Origin of the sequence: Sphingomonas sp. NIC1 (genome assembly GCF_001638925.1) — a bacterium.
In the GTDB taxonomy this organism is placed as follows: domain Bacteria; phylum Pseudomonadota; class Alphaproteobacteria; order Sphingomonadales; family Sphingomonadaceae; genus Sphingomonas; species Sphingomonas aquatilis.
The window spans coordinates 2,572,871-2,589,757 of sequence record NZ_CP015521.1 but is presented as its reverse complement, the minus strand read 5'-3'; the positions used below and the strand labels follow the sequence as shown (position 1 = coordinate 2,589,757).

At 66.2% G+C, this 16,887-nt stretch carries 14 protein-coding genes and 1 tRNA gene; 6 read left to right on the top strand and 9 right to left on the bottom strand.

Annotation, left to right across the window (positions count from 1 at the left end):
• Window positions 1-10: 10 nt before the first annotated feature.
• The gene (locus tag A7E77_RS12215) at window positions 11-3,073 is read right to left on the bottom strand and encodes a TonB-dependent receptor domain-containing protein (RefSeq protein ID WP_226341740.1); all 3,063 of its coding nucleotides are present in this window, start codon (window positions 3,071-3,073) and stop codon (window positions 11-13) included.
• A 360-nt stretch (window positions 3,074-3,433) separates the two neighbouring features.
• Between A7E77_RS12215 and A7E77_RS12210 the strand changes: the two genes are divergently transcribed.
• The 3 genes from A7E77_RS12210 to fdhD are packed head-to-tail and all read left to right on the top strand — an operon-like array spanning window position 3,434 to window position 7,010.
• A complete protein-coding gene (locus tag A7E77_RS12210; protein ID WP_053111607.1) occupies window positions 3,434-5,722 on the top strand; it encodes an FdhF/YdeP family oxidoreductase in 2,289 nt (762 codons plus the stop codon).
• Window positions 5,629-6,222, top strand: a complete 594-nt coding sequence (locus A7E77_RS12205; protein ID WP_226341739.1) for a molybdenum cofactor guanylyltransferase — start codon at window positions 5,629-5,631, stop codon at window positions 6,220-6,222. The genes A7E77_RS12210 and A7E77_RS12205 overlap by 94 nt, the downstream gene beginning before the upstream one ends.
• Window positions 6,219-7,010 carry a formate dehydrogenase accessory sulfurtransferase FdhD gene (fdhD, locus tag A7E77_RS12200; protein ID WP_053111606.1) on the top strand — a complete coding sequence of 264 codons (792 nt, stop codon included), beginning with the start codon at window positions 6,219-6,221 and terminating at the stop codon, window positions 7,008-7,010. The genes A7E77_RS12205 and fdhD overlap by 4 nt, the downstream gene beginning before the upstream one ends.
• Here fdhD and A7E77_RS12195 read toward each other — a convergent pair.
• The 5 genes from A7E77_RS12195 to A7E77_RS12175 form a co-directional block, all read right to left on the bottom strand.
• Entirely contained in the window at window positions 7,007-7,300 is a 294-nt protein-coding gene (locus A7E77_RS12195; protein WP_017978177.1) for a hypothetical protein, read from the bottom strand. The two genes, fdhD and A7E77_RS12195, sit on opposite strands and share 4 nt — an antisense overlap.
• A gap of 97 nt (window positions 7,301-7,397) precedes the next feature.
• Window positions 7,398-7,474 (bottom strand) — tRNA-Met (locus A7E77_RS12190).
• A gap of 44 nt (window positions 7,475-7,518) precedes the next feature.
• A complete protein-coding gene (locus A7E77_RS12185; RefSeq protein WP_053111605.1) occupies window positions 7,519-8,028 on the bottom strand; it encodes a 2'-5' RNA ligase family protein in 510 nt (169 codons plus the stop codon).
• Window positions 8,025-9,947 (bottom strand): potassium transporter Kup, encoded by a 1,923-nt coding sequence (locus A7E77_RS12180; protein ID WP_053111604.1) that lies wholly within the window; start codon window positions 9,945-9,947, stop codon window positions 8,025-8,027. Before A7E77_RS12180 ends, A7E77_RS12185 begins: the two co-directional genes overlap by 4 nt.
• Window positions 9,948-10,147: 200 nt before the next feature.
• Complete coding sequence (locus A7E77_RS12175; RefSeq protein ID WP_053111603.1) at window positions 10,148-10,591, bottom strand: Lrp/AsnC family transcriptional regulator; 444 nt, start codon at window positions 10,589-10,591, stop codon at window positions 10,148-10,150.
• A 123-nt stretch (window positions 10,592-10,714) separates the two neighbouring features.
• Between A7E77_RS12175 and ald the strand changes: the two genes are divergently transcribed.
• Together ald and A7E77_RS12165 are read left to right on the top strand one after the other, a co-directional pair.
• Entirely contained in the window at window positions 10,715-11,821 is a 1,107-nt protein-coding gene (gene ald / locus A7E77_RS12170; RefSeq protein ID WP_053111602.1) for an alanine dehydrogenase, read from the top strand.
• Window positions 11,822-11,859: 38 nt separating this feature from the next.
• Window positions 11,860-12,078: a DUF3072 domain-containing protein gene (locus tag A7E77_RS12165; protein ID WP_017978172.1), complete on the top strand. Its 219-nt coding sequence runs from the start codon at window positions 11,860-11,862 to the stop codon at window positions 12,076-12,078.
• A 142-nt stretch (window positions 12,079-12,220) separates the two neighbouring features.
• Here A7E77_RS12165 and A7E77_RS12160 read toward each other — a convergent pair whose 3' ends face one another.
• A complete protein-coding gene (locus A7E77_RS12160) occupies window positions 12,221-13,582 on the bottom strand; it encodes a carboxylesterase/lipase family protein (protein WP_413243577.1) in 1,362 nt (453 codons plus the stop codon).
• 70 nt (window positions 13,583-13,652) lie between these two features.
• Here A7E77_RS12160 and A7E77_RS18260 point away from each other — a divergent pair, with 70 nt between their 5' ends.
• The gene (locus A7E77_RS18260) at window positions 13,653-14,006 is read left to right on the top strand and encodes a hypothetical protein (RefSeq protein WP_226341738.1); all 354 of its coding nucleotides are present in this window, start codon (window positions 13,653-13,655) and stop codon (window positions 14,004-14,006) included.
• Here the strand turns inward: A7E77_RS18260 and A7E77_RS12150 are convergent.
• Both A7E77_RS12150 and A7E77_RS12145 read right to left on the bottom strand, forming a co-directional pair.
• Window positions 14,003-14,392, bottom strand: a complete 390-nt coding sequence (locus A7E77_RS12150) for a response regulator (RefSeq protein WP_053111681.1) — start codon at window positions 14,390-14,392, stop codon at window positions 14,003-14,005. The two genes, A7E77_RS18260 and A7E77_RS12150, sit on opposite strands and share 4 nt — an antisense overlap.
• A gap of 58 nt (window positions 14,393-14,450) precedes the next feature.
• Window positions 14,451-16,886, bottom strand: a complete 2,436-nt coding sequence (locus A7E77_RS12145; protein ID WP_053111599.1) for an ATP-binding protein — start codon at window positions 16,884-16,886, stop codon at window positions 14,451-14,453.
• Window position 16,887 lies beyond the last annotated feature (1 nt).

Below are 16,887 nucleotides of genomic sequence, written 5' to 3'. Positions count from 1 at the left end.
AGGCGCGCTATTAGAAGCGCGCGGTCGCTCCCACGACGATCTGCCGACCGAGCAGGTCGTAGCGGAACAGCGTATTGCTACGCAGCAGGCCCAACACGTTGCGCGAGTCGGGAAGCAGCGGCGGGTCGCGGTCGAACAGGTTGTTCACCGACACGCGCAGCGCAAAGCGCTTGGCGATGTCGAAGCTGGTGGACAGATCGATGTAATCGTACGTCGGCACGCCCGTGTAGAACCGGCGGAACTGCGCCGTGTTCGCCGGAATGCCGGTGTCGGCCGGCGCGTTGTAGCTGATCGTCATGCCCGAGATGTGCCGCCAGTTGAGCGATACGCTCGCCACCTTGTCGGCGCTGGTCCAGGTGGTGCGCAGGCCGTGCGACCAGCGCGGCATGCTCTCGCCACAGCCCGGCCCGTAATAGCCGACGCAGTTGCGCGGCGTGGCATCGGGCGTATCCTGGCTGCCGACGCGCGTCGTCAGCGTCCCGTTGAACGACGTATCGAGCGACCCCGCCCCCGCCAGGCCCAGCGTATACTGCCCCTGGAAGTCCCAGCCATGCGACTGGGACTTGTAGCTGTTGCTCGTCCCGCGCGCATAATAGCCGGTCGTCGGATTGCCGCCCGGCGCGCTGTTCAGCGTGTAGGTGCCGGGGTTCCGCACGATACCGCGGCAGTAATATTGCAGCCCCGTGGTCAGACACCCGTTGAGGAAGTCGTTGACCTGGAAGAAGTTGATCGAGTCATTCAAGTTGATGATGAAGCGATCCGCCGACACCGTCAGCCCGCGGATGAAGCGCGGGCGCAGGATCACGCCGAACGTCTTCGTATAGGCGGTTTCGGGCTTCAGATTGAACCCGCCGTTGCGCACGGTGCAGCCGGGGTTCAGCGCCGAACAGTCCAACGTCGCGCTGCCGTACAGATTGTCGGGCAGGCCGGTGCGACGGCATTGCTCGATCGACGCCGTGGGTGCGACCCGCACGTTGGGGTTCGACGAATTGGGATCGCGGGTCGACGCGCACGGATCGTTCGGACCCGACGTCGTATAGTTGACGTTGCTCGCCTGATCCGCCTCGATCACGGTCGGCGCGCGCTGCGCCTTGTTGAACGACGTGCGGAAGCCGATGTCGGCGATCGGCGCCCAGATGCCTTCCACCTTCCACGTGTTGAAGGTGCCGTTCAAGCGGTTGTACTTCGACACGCGATAGCCGCCGTTGACCTGCAACAGGTCGGTGTACGGCTTGTGCTCGATCAGCGGCGCCTGCACCTCGACGTTCGATTCGACGACGTTCTGCGTGAAACGGGCATCGGTGCCGCCGTTGGTGGCGCGGAACTGGGCATCGGCGCTACGCTTGAACATCTCGGCGCGGAACTCGCTGGCGAAAGCGACCGCGACGCCCTGCTCGGCGAGCGGCGAGGTGATGCCGTACTTGCCAAGGTCACCGTTCAGGACCGCGAGCGCCTGCCACATCAGCGACGTGCTGTTCTCCGACCCGTCGGTGCTGGTGAACAGATAGTCGTTCAGCGCCAGGTTGCTGTTACCGGGGATGAAGGCGTTGAACGGCACGCAGGCGCGGTCGACACCGCTGACCACCGACGCGCAGGTCGGCGTGCCGTTGACGTTCACCACGTTCAGCGACCGGTTGACGCGGTCGTAATCCGGCTGCGACGGGTAGATCGTCTTGGCGCGCATCATCGAATAGACGCCCGCGATGTCGTACCGCCAGGCATCGTCGAGCACCTTGCCGCGCAGGCCGCCCGCAACGCGCACGCCGCGGTTCTCGAACCCCGTCTCGACCAGCGGCAGCGCATCGAAGCGATAGCGGACGTCGAGCGGCACGAGCCCGGTCGTCTGCGTACCGCACAGCGTCGTGCGCTGCGACGCCGACAGGAACGGATTATCGCAGTTGGTCTGATACGCCGGCGCGCCATAGGCGCTGTACGAATACACGCGGTTGGGGAGCGTATTGAACGACCGGTCGCGATAGAACATCGCGGTCGAATACAATTCGATGTCGCTCGAAATCCTGGCGTTCAGGAAGGCGCCGGTGTTCAGGCGATTGAACGGCCGCTGGAATGCCAGTTCGTCGTACGGATTGGTCGAGGTGCCCGGACCGGAGTTATAAGGCACGAATCGGCCCGACCCGCTGGGATCGTTGACCAACGTACTGCCCACACCGATCCCGCCCGGGACGATCGTGCCCGCCTGCGTATAGGTACTCCGCGTGCAGTTGAGCACACCGGTCGCGATCGTCTGCGTGACTTCGCACGCCGACAGCGACCGGTCGCCCAGGTTTACCTGCTCCGACTGGCGATAGTTGAGGTAGCCCGACAGGCTGACCGCCCCGTCCAGGAAGGTCTTGCCCGCGGTGAGCGTCACGTTCGCCCGACCGCCGTCGTTGGTCCAACCCTGCTTGGCCGGGAAGAAGGCCCGGCCGGCCGCTTCGGTCACCGGATTGGCGCGATTGTCGTGGTTGAAGAAGCTGTAGTTGCCGGTCAGCGCAATGCCGTTGAACTCCTTCTTCAGCACGAAATTGACGACGCCTGCGACCGCGTCCGATCCATAGACCGACGACGCACCGCCCGACAGAACGTCGATCCGCTCGACCAGCTCGTTGGGGATCAGGCTGACGTCCATGCCGTTCTGGATGCCGAGCCGCAGCCCGTCGACCAGCGTCAGCGTACGTTCGAAACCCAGGCTGCGCAGCTTGATACGCTGGCGGCCGTCGGAATCGGCGTAATTCTGTTCGGCATTGGCCTGCACCTGCGGCAAACGGTTCATCACCTCTTCGATCGTCGTCGCGCCCTGGGCAGCGATGTCGGCGACCGTGACGGTGGTGATCGGTGCCGCGGAGCGGTTGTTCGGCCGCGCAATGCGCGTGCCCGTCACGATGATGTCCTGCGATTTGTCTGCGTTGACCGAATCGTCGCGTGCCCGATCGGCGGCGAGCTTCGCAGAAGCGACCGGATCGCCGATCTGGGTCGCAGCGTCCTGATCGGTCGTGACCTGGGCGTGTGCCGGCATGGCGAGCAACGCCGCCAGACAACAGGTCGAGGCGAGTATCCCCTTGTACATCATCATATTCTTTTCCCCTTCGTGATCCGGGGATGATTGCATTTCGCCGCGACCGATCAGCGCGAATGTCCGTGTGTCATCGCCACGGATCACCCGGTTACGGCCAACAACAAAGGACAGCATAGCATCCCTTATTTGCTTGCGGTTTGTTTGAAACCACCCCTCAGAACCATCGTGGTCTCATTCCTTTCAGATCAATACAATACCAATTTGCGCGGAGCTGCTTCAAATTGTGGGGTTTGGCCATGCGCCGGTCGGCAGGCGTGTGATAAGATATCGGATGGCGTGTACATAAGCCGTGGCATGCGGCATGCATCCAACCGCCGGGCGGGACGTTGGCGTTCGGACGAGCGGAGGGACTACGACGTGAGCGACGACCAGACGATCAGCACCGAACCTTACACCGGTCCCGCCGGTGGCTGGGGATCGATGAAGTCGGTTGCGGAAATCAACCTTCGCGAGAAGGTGCGGCCGGAAACCGCGCGCGAGCTGACCCGGCTAAACAAGCCCGGGGGCGTCATGTGTGTCTCGTGCGCTTGGGGGAAGCCGGCGCATCCGCATATCGCCGAATTCTGCGAAAACGGCGCGAAAGCGACTGCGTGGGAGCTGACCACCTATCGCACCACGCCCGAATTCTTCACGAAGCATACCCTCAGCGACTTGCGCGGCTGGAAGGATTACGATCTGGAACAGGCCGGGCGCCTGACGCATCCGATGAAATATGATGCCGCCACGGATCGCTATGTCGCGATCAGCTGGGCGGAGGCGTTTGCCGATATCGGCACGCATCTGAAGCGCTACGATCCCAAGAAGGTGATCTTCTACGCGTCCGGCCGTGCGAGTCTGGAAACGAGCTACATGTGGGCGTTGATGGCGCGCCTGTACGGCAGCCAGAACCTGCCAGATTCCTCCAACATGTGTCACGAGACGACGTCGGTCGGCCTCAAGTCTGCAATTGGTTCGCCGGTCGGCACGATCCATTTGTCGGATTACGACCAGTGTGACGCTATTTTCTATTTCGGCCAGAATCCGGGGGTGAACTCGCCCCGCTTTCTTCACCCCTTGCGCAGTTGCGCCAAGCGGGGCGTCGAGATCGTGGTGTTCAACCCGCTGAAGGAACGCGGCCTCGAACGCTTCACCGACCCGCAGAACCCGATCGAGATGGCGACGCGCAAGTCGACGCCGATCGCCACGCAATATCACCAAGTGAAGGCCGGCGGCGACATCGCCGCTTTGGTCGGCATCTGCAAATACGTCATCGAGGCGGACGACCAGTGCCAGCGGATCAACGCCCCCGCGATTCTCGACCATGCCTTCATCGCCGAACACACGACGGGGTTCGAGGCGTTCGCCGACATGGTCCGCGCGACCGACTGGGCAACGCTGGAGCATGAAAGCGGCATCACCCGTCAGGACATGGAGGCCGCCGGGGCAGTCTACGCCAAGTCGAAGCGGGTCATCTGTGTTTACGGCATGGGCCTGACCCAGCACGTCCACGGCATCGACAATCTCCACACGCTGGTGAACCTGATGCTGCTGCGCGGCAACGTCGGCAAGCCCGGCGCCGGCTTCGGCCCGGTTCGCGGCCACAGCAACGTCCAGGGCCAGCGCACCGTCGGCATCACCGAAAAGCCCGAACTCGCGCCGCTCGACCGGCTGCAGCAGCTGTATGATTTCGATCCCCCGCGTGAGAAGGGCTGGGACACGGTCGAGGCGTGCGAACATATCATCGACGGCAGCGCGCAGGCGTTCCTGGGCCTGGGCGGTAACCTCGCCCGCGCGGTGCCCGATACCGCACGGATCGAGCCAGCGTGGCAGACGCTCGACCTTACCGTCAGCATCGCGACCAAGCTTAACCGCACGCATCTGTTGCCCGGCAAGACCTGCTATCTTCTCCCCTGCCTCGGTCGGATCGAGACCGACGAACAGGCGACCGGCCCGCAGGCGGTGACGATGGAGGACAGTTTCAGCCGCATCTACGGCAGCCGCGGCCGCGCGACGCCGGCGGCGGACACGCTGCTCAGCGAACCCGCGATCCTCGCCGGCATCGCCAAGGCGACGCTTGATCCCAACCCGAAGGTAAATTGGGATGCGTGGGTCGGCGACTACGGCCTCGTCCGCGATGCGATCGAGGCGACCTATCCGGACAAGTTCGCCCGCTTCAACGAACGGATGTGGATCCCCGGCGGCTTCTGGAAGGGCGTGCCGGCCGCCCACCGCCAATGGCTCACCGACAGCGGCCGCGCCGAATTCAACGTGCCGAGCGCGTTGAACGCCACCGGTTTCAAGGACGCCCCCGGCCGCTTTCGCCTGATGACGCTGCGCTCGAACGACCAGTTCAACACGACCGTCTATGGCTATCACGACCGGTTCCGTGGCATCAAAGGCACGCGCGACGTCGTGCTGATGAACCGCGCCGACATGGCGGAACTGGGCCTGGCCGAGCACGACAAGGTCGATCTGGTCGGCGATGAGGGCACGAATGGCGACAAGCGCGTCGATGGCCTGCTCGTCGTGCCCTATGACATTCCGCGCGGCTGCCTGGGCGGCTATTACCCCGAATGCAACATCCTGATGCCGGTCACGCACAAGGCGGAACAAAGCCATGTTCCGGCGGGGAAATCCGTGCCGGTGCGGGTGGAGAAGGCGGCCTGATCCTTGCCGCGATCCTCGCCGGCGGCCAATCGAGCCGCTTCGGCAGCGACAAGGCCGCCGCGCTATGGGACGGGCGGCCACTGCTCTCGCACGTCCGCGACGCCTGCGCACGCTGGGCCGATGCGGTGGTCGTCGTGGGGCGTGAGGGTGGGATCGCGGATCGCCCCGCCCCCGGCCTCGGACCGCTCGGCGGCATCGCGGGCGCGCTGCATTACGCAGTGACGCAGGGCTTCGACAGCGTGCTGACGGTGCCTTGCGACACGCCATATCTGCCCGAGGCGCTCGTCGCGTCGCTGCTGCGCCGCGCGCCCAGCTATTGCAGCGATGCGCCGGTCATCGGCCACTGGCCCGCCGACCTTGCCGACGCGCTCGCCGACCATGTTGCGCGCGACGGCCGACGTTCGGTGCGCGGCTGGGCGCAGCAGATCGGCGCGCTGCCGATCGCCGCACCGGAGCGGCTCGCCAACGTCAACACGCCCAAGGATCTCGCCGCACTGTGAGCGTATCGCGGCCCGAGCCGATCCGGGTGCTCCACGCCGATGGCCGGGCGACGACGGGCCTGCGAGACGTCGCGGTCGAGGCACCCGTCGCGATCGAGGTCGAAGGGCTGGGCTATGCGGTGATGATGATGACGCCGCGCGATCTCGACGTCTTCGCGCTCGGCTTCATGCTGACCGAACGCCTCGCCGACACCGCTGCCGATGTCGAGGATATCGACGTCTTCGAAGCGGAGGCGGGCTGGATCGTCCGCGTCGCGCTCGCCGCGCACTGCCGCCCCCGCATCCACGATCGCGTCCGCCACCGCAGCAGCGATACGGGATGCGGCCTGTGCGGGATCGCCAGTCTGGAGCAGCTCGCCCGGCCGGTGCGCCAGCGGCCGCCCCGCCCTGCCGTCGAGCCGGCCGCGATCTTTGCCGCGCTGGCGGCGATTCGCGCGCACCAGCGCCTCAACGCGGCGACAGGCGCCGTTCATGCCGCCGCCGCCTGCACCGCCGATGGCGCGATCGCGGCGATTTTTGAGGATGTCGGCCGCCACAATGCGCTCGACAAGCTGATCGGCGCGCAGGCGCGGGCGAGCGCAGGCTCGGCCTTTACGCTCGTTACCTCGCGCATCAGCTTTGAAATGGCGGACAAGGCGCTGGTCGCCGCGACGCCGCTGCTGGTCGGCATCTCCGCCCCCACCAGCTTCGCGCTGGATCACGCCCGCGCGCACGGCCTGACGCTGATCGCGCTCGCGCGGTCCGACGCGATGCTGGTGATGAACGATCCGTTTGGCGCCTTCGCCTAGGCGCGCCAGTCCCAGACGTGATCGGACCAATAGCGCACGCTGGCGACCCAGTCGGCGATGCCGCCCGTCACCATGTGGCGATACGCCCCGTCGAGCCACACGCTGTCGGACAGGACCAGAACCATCAGAACCGCCGCCCACAACACGCCGCGATGCATCGGCTGCGGCTTGCGGACCAGCTTCACCTCGGTCGCCCGGCGCTCCGCCAGACGACGCTCGGGCCCCGCATGGGGCTGCTTGGCGACCCGCCGATCGGCGGTCCGACGTTCATTGGAAAAGTGATAGGGCATCGACGCGACCCGAACCGACCAGCGCCTACCATCGCACGGCAATGGTGAACAAAGCGTTCCGGCTGTCGATGGTGTCACACGCGCGGCGCTACCGATGTGGTAGCGGAGGAGGGACTTGAACCCCCGACCCCAGGATTATGATTCCCGTGCTCTAACCAGCTGAGCTACTCCGCCCCGCCGTGTGGAGGGGCGCCTATAGGAGCGGGATACCGCCCCCGTCAAGCGAACATGTGACGGGAAAGTGCTTCCCATGGACCGCCACGATACCACCATGCCGCCAGCCCCGCGATTTCGACGTCGCGGGGGGCGAAATCGCGCGACAAAGCGGTCAGCAGCAGCTTCGCGATATTGGGCTGAACCTTGTTCTGAATGGTGACGTGCGGGCGCCAGCCGCCAGCATCCTGCGGGGTCAGCAGGCCCGCAAAGGCGTCGGCCAGTTCGCGCCGGATGGCGACCAGATCGGGCGATTCGATCCGATAGGCGACGCCGCGCCCCAGCGACATCAATCCGCCGACGCGCGCCTGCGGCGCTCGCACGCCGCGGGTCAGGCCGGTCAGGCGATGCTTGATCTCGCCCTCTGCCGAGGGCGGCAGGTGATGGAACAGTGTCAGATGCGCGGCCAGCACGTTGCGTTCGGGCGGGAAGTGCGCCGCCCGCTGCGCATCGAACCAGCCCTGGTCGCGCCGCCCGAACAGGGCCGTCACGATGATGGGCGCCGGCTCGCTCAAATCTCCACCTGGCTGCCCAGCTCGACCACGCGATTCGTCGGCAGGCGGAAGAATTCCATCGCGCTTTCGGCGTTGCGCAGCATCCAGGCGAACAGCTTTTCGCGCCACAGCATCATACCCGGCCGTTCCGAGGCAAGCAGCGTCTGGCGCGACAGGAAGAAGCTGGTGTCCATCATCTTGAAATCGGTGCCGCAGCCATGGACGCGCTTCAGCGCCGCGGGCACGTCCACCTCCTCCATGAAGCCGTAGCGCAGGACGAGGCGGTAGAAGCCGTCGCCCATCTCCTCGCGCGTGGCGCGGTCGGTTTCCGGCCAATAGGGCTGCTGGACGATCTTCACCGTCAGCAGGATGATTCGCTCGTGCAGCACCTTGTTATGCTTCAGATTGTGGAGCAGCGCATGCGGCACGCCATCGGCGCTGGAGGTCATGAACACCGCCGTCCCCGACACGCGGCTCGCCGAATTGATCGCGGAGGTGATGAACACCTTGGTCGGCATCGCCGCCTCGCGCAGCCGCTCCATCATCAGAGTCCGCCCCTTCGACCAGGTCGTCAGGAAGGTGAAGACGATCAGGCCGATCATCAGCGGGAACCAGCCGCCATCGGGCACCTTGGTCAGGTTCGCGGCGAAATAGGCGCCGTCGACCAGGAAGAACAGGCCGAGCAGCGGCGCCGCGGCATAGATCGGCCAGTTCCACAGCCGGGTGAGCGCCACGCCGAGCAGGCACGTATCGATGAACATCGCCCCCGTCACCGCGATGCCGTAGGCCGAGGTGAGGTTGGACGAGGTGCGGAAGAACAGCACCAGCAGGATCACCATCGTCATCAACAGCCAGTTGATGAGCGGGATATAGATCTGCCCCACCGTCGCCGCGCTGGTATGTTCGATACGCAGCCGCGGCATGAAGCCCAGCTGGATCGCCTGTTGCGTGACGGAGAAGGCGCCCGAGATCACCGCCTGGCTGGCGATGATCGCCGCCATCGTCGCCAGCAGCACCAGCGGCAGCTGCAGGCTGTCGGGTGCGAGCATGTAGAACGGGCTGCGCAGCGCCGCCTCGCCTTCGCGGAACAGCAGCGCGCCCTGCCCCAGATAGTTGCACATCAGCGCGGGCAGCACGAACACCAGCCACGACAGGCCGATCGGCTTGCGCCCGAAATGCCCCATGTCGGCGTACAGCGCCTCCGCCCCCGTCACCGCAAGCACGACGGAGCCGAGCGCCAGGAACGCGCGGACCGGGTCGGCGAGGAAGAAGTGGATCGCGTGGTGCGGCGAAAACGCCCACAGGACATGCGGCGTCTGGACGACGCTGAGCAGCCCCAGCACGGCGATGACGCCGAAATAGACGAGCATGATCGGCCCGAAGATCAGGCCGATTCGCGCGGTGCCGCTGCGCTGGACCCAGAACAGCGCGATCAGGATGGCGAGCACGATCGGCAGCACGAGCCCCGAAAAGGCCGGCGCCGCGATCGCCAACCCCTCGACCGCGCCGAGCACGGTGACGGCAGGGGTGATCATCGAATCGCCGTAGAACAGCGAGGTCGCGAAGACGCCGAGCAGCACGATGCCGGTCGACCATCGCTTGCTTTTCGTCCGCCCCGACACGAGCGCGAGCAGCGCCAGGCTGCCCCCTTCCCCATTGTTGTCGGCGCGCATGATGATGGCGACGTATTTGATCGTCACCACGATCATCATCGACCAGAACATCAGGCTCAGCACGCCCATGATGTGCAGCGGATCGAGCGCGAGCTTGTGATGCCCCGCAAAGGTTTCGCGGAAGGCGTAGAGCGGGCTGGTGCCGATATCGCCGAAGACGATGCCGATCGCACCGACCGCCAGCTTCAGCAGGCCATCGCTGTGGTGAACGGGGGTCTCATCCTCCGCACGGGCGTCGGGAGGGGCTGCCGGTACGGGGCTGCTCACGAGCGGCTCGATCGGTCCGTCGGTACGCGACCGGCGTTGTTCGCAAGCTGTTGCATCGGCGCTGCCTTAGCATGGCCTGAACGGCGGGAGCAACGGCAGCGGAAGGCGATGAGCCGCCCCGAGACAGGGCATGAAGCGTCACCCCACATCGCGCGTCGTCCGCCCAAGCGAGCGCGTACCGCATTGGAAGCAAACGCGAGTTAGGGCCTGCGAAAGACCTCGCGAATCACGAAATGCGACGCCAGCCGGGTGACGCCGGGCAGCCGCGACAGCGTTTCGCGGTGGATGCGTTCGAACGTATCGTCGCGCCGCACCTCGACGTGAAGCATATAGTCCGCCTCGCCGCTCATCAGAAAACAGTCGCGGATTTCGGGGACGTCGACGATCTGGCGCTCGAACGCGACCATCGTCTCCTCGCGCTGGTCGCGCAGCGTTACGTTGACCATCACGACGCTGGGATTGCCGCGCGCGGCCTTGCTGAGCACGGCGCGAAAGCCGGCGATCAGCCCGCGGTCCTTGAGTGATCCGACGCGCCGATGCGCGGCGCTGGGCGACAGGCCCACCTTCTCCCCCAGTTCGGCGCTGGTGAGGTCCGAACTGACGAGCAACTGGCCGAGAATCTTCTGGTCAAGGGCGTCGAGCATGATCCTCGCCCTACGACAGCCATTCACGCAAGGAAATCCCGCAGTGGTCGCTCGCAGACAATGACATTGCAAGCCTCTCCCGCCCTGCGCGTAGTAAGAGCGCCGTCGGAAGAGGAGATTCCCATGCGCATCGGTGTTCCCAAGGAAATCAAAAACCACGAATATCGCGTCGGCCTGACCCCGCCGTCGGTCGCCGAACTGGTCGCCGCCGGTCATGAGGTGGTCGTCGAGACGACGGCCGGCTCCGGCATCGACTTCGAGGACCAGGACTATATCGACGCGGGCGCCACGATCCTGGCCGATCCCGCCGCGGTGTTCGCCGCCGCCGACATGATCGTGAAGGTCAAGGAACCGCAGGCAAGCGAGATCGCGCTGCTCGAACCGCGCCACCTGCTGTTCACCTACCTCCACCTCGCCGCCGACAAGGCGCAGGCCGAGGGGCTGGTGAAGTCGGGCGCGACCTGCATCGCCTATGAAACGGTCACGGCGGCACGCGGCGGCCTGCCGCTGCTGAAGCCGATGAGCGAGGTCGCGGGCCGCATGTCGGTGCAGGTCGGCGCGCATTACCTCGAAAAGGAACAGGGCGGTCGCGGCGTATTGCTAGGCGGCGTCCCCGGCGTGGCGCCGGCGAAGGTCGCGATCCTTGGCGGCGGCGTGTCGGGCGTCAACGCCGCGCAGATGGCGGTCGGCATGCGCGCCGACGTGACGATCTACGACATTTCGAACGATCGCCTCGCCGAACTCGACATGTTCTTCTCCAGCCAGATCAAGACCGCCTATGCGTCGAAGGCGGCGATCGCATCGGCGGTGAAGAACGCGCACCTCGTCATCGGCGCGGTGCTGGTGCCGGGCGCCGCGGCGCCGAAGCTCGTGACGCGCGACATGATCAAGACGATGAAGCGCGGCGCGGTGATGGTCGATATCGCCATCGATCAGGGCGGCTGCTTCGAAACCAGCCATGCGACGACGCACGAAGACCCGGTGTTCGAGGTTGACGGCGTGATCCATTATTGCGTCGCCAACATGCCTGGTGCGGTCGCGCGCACCAGCACCTTCGCGCTCAACAACGCGACGCTGCCGTTCGCGATCAAGCTCGCCAACATGGGCGCCGAAGCGGCGATGAAGGCGGACGCACACCTCGCCAACGGCCTCAACGTCTATCACGGCAAGATCACGCATCATGCGGTGGCCGAGGCGCTGAACATGCCGTTCACCGGCTGGAACGGATAAGGAACAGGAATGTTGGGGTCTTCTGAAAGGAAGACCCCATGTCCACCACCGAGAATCCCAAGGACCACCCGACCGGCAACGCCGAAAAGAACCCCGACGACTGGACGACCGGCGACGAGGCGATGACCGGCGCGCAGGCGAGCTACCTGAAGACGCTGAGTGAGGAAGCCGGCGAAACGTTCGACGACACGCTGACCAAGGCGGAAGCGTCGAAGCGGATCGATGCGCTGCAGGAAGCGACCGGGCGCGGAAAGTAACGCGCCGCTTGCTTAGGGTAGCTCGGCAGTCGGCTACCGCCAGACACAGGATATCGGCCCGTCGCCTGTCATCGCGGCCGTAGCGACCAAACACGAAGAAAGTCGCGCTCGCCTCTCAACTAACGGAGGCGAGCGCTTCTTATTATTCGCGGGCCAGCGTTGCCCCGCCGCCCCGCGTCATCGTCAGCATCGCCGGGTCCGCCGCGTCATAGCGCCGCCATGGCACGGCACCCTTGCCGTTGGGGTCGCCCGTCTTGACGAAATTGACGAGATAGCGGCTCGCCACGGTCGCCGCGGCGCGATCGGTCGATGTGGTCGCCGCACCATATTTGATGTCGGCCGTGTCGAAGAAGAACGGGATGTCGGTCGCATGCCCCGCCCCCGCACCGTCCGGCGTCGCCGCCGACGTCGCAACATAGTCGAAGCGATAGTAATAGACCGGCACGCCCTGCTTCGCGAGCAGCCCTGCGACGTCCCGTGCGCCCCCGATCATGACGCCATCCGGTCCGCCGATATCGTTGCTGGTCGCCCCCACCATCACCGGTACGTGCGCGAAGCGACCGGCGCGATAGGCCTCGCGGCCGTCGACGAAGGTGCGGCCGTCTGGCACCGGCCCGCTGTATGTGCGCCCCTCGCCCTGCTGCTGCCCCAGGGTAGCGAGATTGAGGCCGTCGACCACCTGCTCACCGGACAAAGCATGGAGTGCCGTCGCGGCCGCCGGGCCTGTACCGTCGACGCCCTTGGCGCGTGCAAAGGCGGTCGCCGCCGCCTCTGCAGTCGCCACGCTGGCGCCCTTGTACGATCCGTCGCCGCCCGACTGGATCACCGCGGCGCGGAACAGGCCCCGCGCCGCGGGCGAGGTCAGCATGGCGTGGACGGACATGCCGCCCGCGCTTTCGCCGATGATCGTCACCGCATCGGGATCGCCACCGAAAGCCGCAACGTTCCGCTTCACCCAGCGCAGCGCGGCAAGTTGGTCGAGCAGACCGAAGTCCACCTTGCGCGGCGTGGTGGCGAGTGCGGGATGCGCGAAGGTGCCGAAGCGTCCCAAGCGATAGTTGAAGCTCACCATCACGATGCCCTGCCGCGCCAACGCCGCGCCACTGTAGGTCGGCGGCGAGGACCCGCCGTTGACGAAGCCGCCGCCGTAGATCCACACCAGAACGGGCAGCTTGGCCCCCGCCTTGACGTCCGCAGGCCGCCATACGTTTGCGTAGAGGCAGTCTTCGGCCGGAGCCGTGCCGAGCGGCGCTGCATCGCTGGGGAACGGCAGCTGCATGCAATCCGCGGCATAACGCGTGGCGTCGCGCGGCGCCGTCCAGGCCTGCACCGGCTGCGGCGGCTGCCACCGCAATGCGCCCACCGGCGGGGCCGCGAACGGAATGCCCTTGAACGCGTCCACGCCCGCGTCCGTCGCGCCGCGCACCGGTCCGCTGGCGGTGCGCGCCTGCGGCACGGCTTGCGCCAGCGCGGTGCCGCTCGTGCCGGCAATCGCCAGGGCCAAGACAAAACGAAGGGGATTCAAGTTCATAGGGCGCTCCGGGTCACATCGCGGCGGGCGAGCCTCGCACGGCATGACCGGGCGGGCAACAGAGCGGGTGCAGATCGCCGCGGCGGGCGTTCGCGGCAGCGGGCCTCAGCCAACGGTCCGTCGCAAATCATCCACATTGGTGGTTAATGTCGGAACGGCTCCATTCCTGACCAGTTGGACGCGGATGAGCGAGACACCCGAAACGTTGTTCGCCCTTGTCGAGGCGGATCATCTGACCCGCATCCACCTGAAGCTCGGTCTCGAAGACGTGGGCTTCGCGGTGAAGGAGCAGGACGACACGATCGCCCTTGTCGGAACACCCGACCCGACTGTGGCCGAAGATAGCCCGATCCTGCCCACGTGGCCGTCGGCCGTCGACGACAGCGGTGCGGCTTAGCCGATCGTCGCGCCGCCGGGATCCTGCGCCAGGATCCGCCCCATGGCCTCGAACAGCGCATCCATCGCCACCGGCTTGAACAGGACCTCGTTCGCGCCCGCGGCCAGGCATCGTTCACGCAGGTCCAATGCCGTGTCCGCGGTGATGACGATGATCGGCACGTTGGCCTTGTCATCGGCGCGCGCGCGAATGTGCCCGATCGCGGTGATGCCATCCATCCCCGGCATGCGCAGATCGATGAGCAGCATATCAAAGGTTTCGGCTTCGATCGCCGCCAGCCCCGCCTCGGCGTTCTCCGCCTCGACCATGCCGACGCCGGCAACGTCCAACATGTCGCGGACGACGCGGCGATTCATCCGGTCGTCCTCGATGAACAAGACGTTCATCGCACCATGGTCCGGCATCCGCGAGGGCAATGGGTCAACATGGCTGCGCGTCTACGCCTCATGCCGCCTGTGACACAAGCGTTGCGTCGCGGCTGGCGAACAGGACGGCGAGCAGATCGCTCGCCGCTATCGGTTTGAGAAGATGCAGGACTTCGATTGCGGGATCGAATGCCGCATGTGCCGCGGCGGCATCCGCCGGCCACAACAGCAGCACTGTCGCTTCGCGGCCCGCCGCTGCGACCAGGCGCCGCACCTCGGCATGGGGGTCGTCGCACGCGCGCAGCGCCGCGACGTCGACGACGATCCGGTCGACGGGGTCGTCGGCTAGCCGGTCGAATGCCTCGTCCAGCGTTGCGAGCGGTACGACGTCCGCCGCCCGCGTCGCGATCACCGTCTTCAGCATCGCCCGCGTGATCGGATGTGGGTCGACGACCAGAACCCCTGCCTGCGCTTGATCCTTCGGCTGCTCGGGCCGGTCGGCATGACGGAGCGGCAGGTCGACCGTGAAACTGGCGCCCTGCCCCGGCACGCTCGCCAGCGTCACCTCGCCGCCCATCGCGCGTGCGAGGTTGCGGCAGATCGACAGGCCCAGCCCCGTGCCGCCGAAGCGCCGCGTGGTGCTGGTATCCGCCTGGGTGAACGATTCGAAGATCGCCTGCTGCTGTTCGACCGCAATGCCGGTGCCCGTATCCGTCACCACGATTCGGATGCGCTCGCTGTCGCCCGCCGCCGCGGTCGCCTCGACGGTCAGCGTCACGCTGCCGCTCGCGGTGAACTTCAATGCGTTGGACATCAGGTTGAACACGATCTGCCGCACGCGCAATGCGTCGCCGACGATCCAATCGGGGCAGCGCGACAGTTCGGCGTGGAAGACGAGGCCTTTGGCCGCCGCCTGATCCTGCCACAGGCGCAGGCAGTCCCGCAGCATCGTAGCGAGATCGAATGGCGCGTCCTCGATCGTCAGGCGGCCGCTCTCGATCTTGGCGGCATCGAGGATGTCATCGACCAGCGCGCGCATCGTCACGCCGGCCCCATGGACGACGGTCAGCCGATCGCGCAGATCGCCCGCGACGTTGCCATCCGCCAGCATCACCTGTGTCATACCGAGGATGCCGTTCAGCGGCGTGCGGATTTCGTGGCTGGTCGTCGCAAGAAATTCGGACTTGGCGGCCAGCGCCTTTTTCAGGTCGGCGTTGACGGCACGCACACGGTCGCGACTGCGCCGCAGCGTGATGACGCCGATGCCGAGCATCAGCAGCACCGCCAGCACGCCGACGGCGAAGCCGACGAACACGGTCTGCTGCGTGCGGACACGCGCCTTTTCGAACGCGACGCTCCGCCGCGCTTCGTCGCGTTGTAGGTTGGCGATCCGCAGTTCCTGGTTCGCGAAATCGAAGCGTGCCGCCATCAGCGCCGCATTGGTCGACCGGGCGAGCGTCGTCGCCTCGTCGTCCAGCCGCTTCAGCGCCATCAGATGCTGTAGCGCGAGGTCGGGCGCGCCGCTCGCGCGGTAGATCGTATATGCGGTTTGATGCGCCTCACGGTCGATCAGCGTCGATTTGGCAAAATCTTGGCCAGCGAACCGCTCGCCGATCAGCCGCGCCGCCGTGGCCAGATCGTGGCGCTGATACGCCGCCTGCGCCGCCAGCCCGATCAGGACCGTGCGATAGGGCTGACCGGCGCCGTCCTGCCCCGACAAACGCAGGCCTTCGTCGATCGCGCGTTGCGCGCCCGCGACATTGCCCATTGCCAGCCGCGTTTCGGCGATATTGCCGAGTACCAGCGATCGCAGCAGCGGGCTTCGCATCTGGGCGGTCAGCGCCAGTGCCTTGTCGAACTGCGCCTCCGCCTCGCGAAGCCGTTTCAACTTTTTCAGTGCGCCGCCGCGGTTGTTGTACAGGGAGAGCGCCAGCATCGGATCGCCGCGGTAGGTCGCAAGCGCTTGGTCGAAATAGCGTAGCGCGCTCGCATGGTCGTTCGCGCCGCTGTACAGCGCGCCAATCGACTGCAACGCCTTGGACTGGCTGCGCACCTCGCCCTGCCGGCGGAAGATCGCATAGGCGTTCTGATAGTCGCTCAGCGCATCCGCGACGTCCACCTGCGCCGTGTTGATCCAACCGCGCGCCAGCAAGGCATCGCCATGCAGCATCGCATTCGGCGCCAGCCGCGCCGACACGCGCACCGCATGTTCGATCAGCGGACGGGCACCATCGACGTCGTTCAATCGCAGCAGCGCCTCGCCCTGCAACCATTGTGCCGTCGCCTGCATCATCGCGCGTTGCGATGCGGTCCGGGCACCGGCGGCCATCCGTTCGGCTTCGCGCGCGCGATCGACCGTCTTATGCGGATCGGTGAGCATCGCCGCACGGGCGTCTGCGATCAACGCATCGAACCGGTCGCCGGCCTGGACCGCCGCCGCGGGCGTCGCCAGTATCAAGGTAAGGGCAGCGAGCGTCATGCGGCCCGGCCGCGATGCAGGCCGGTACGTGGCCATG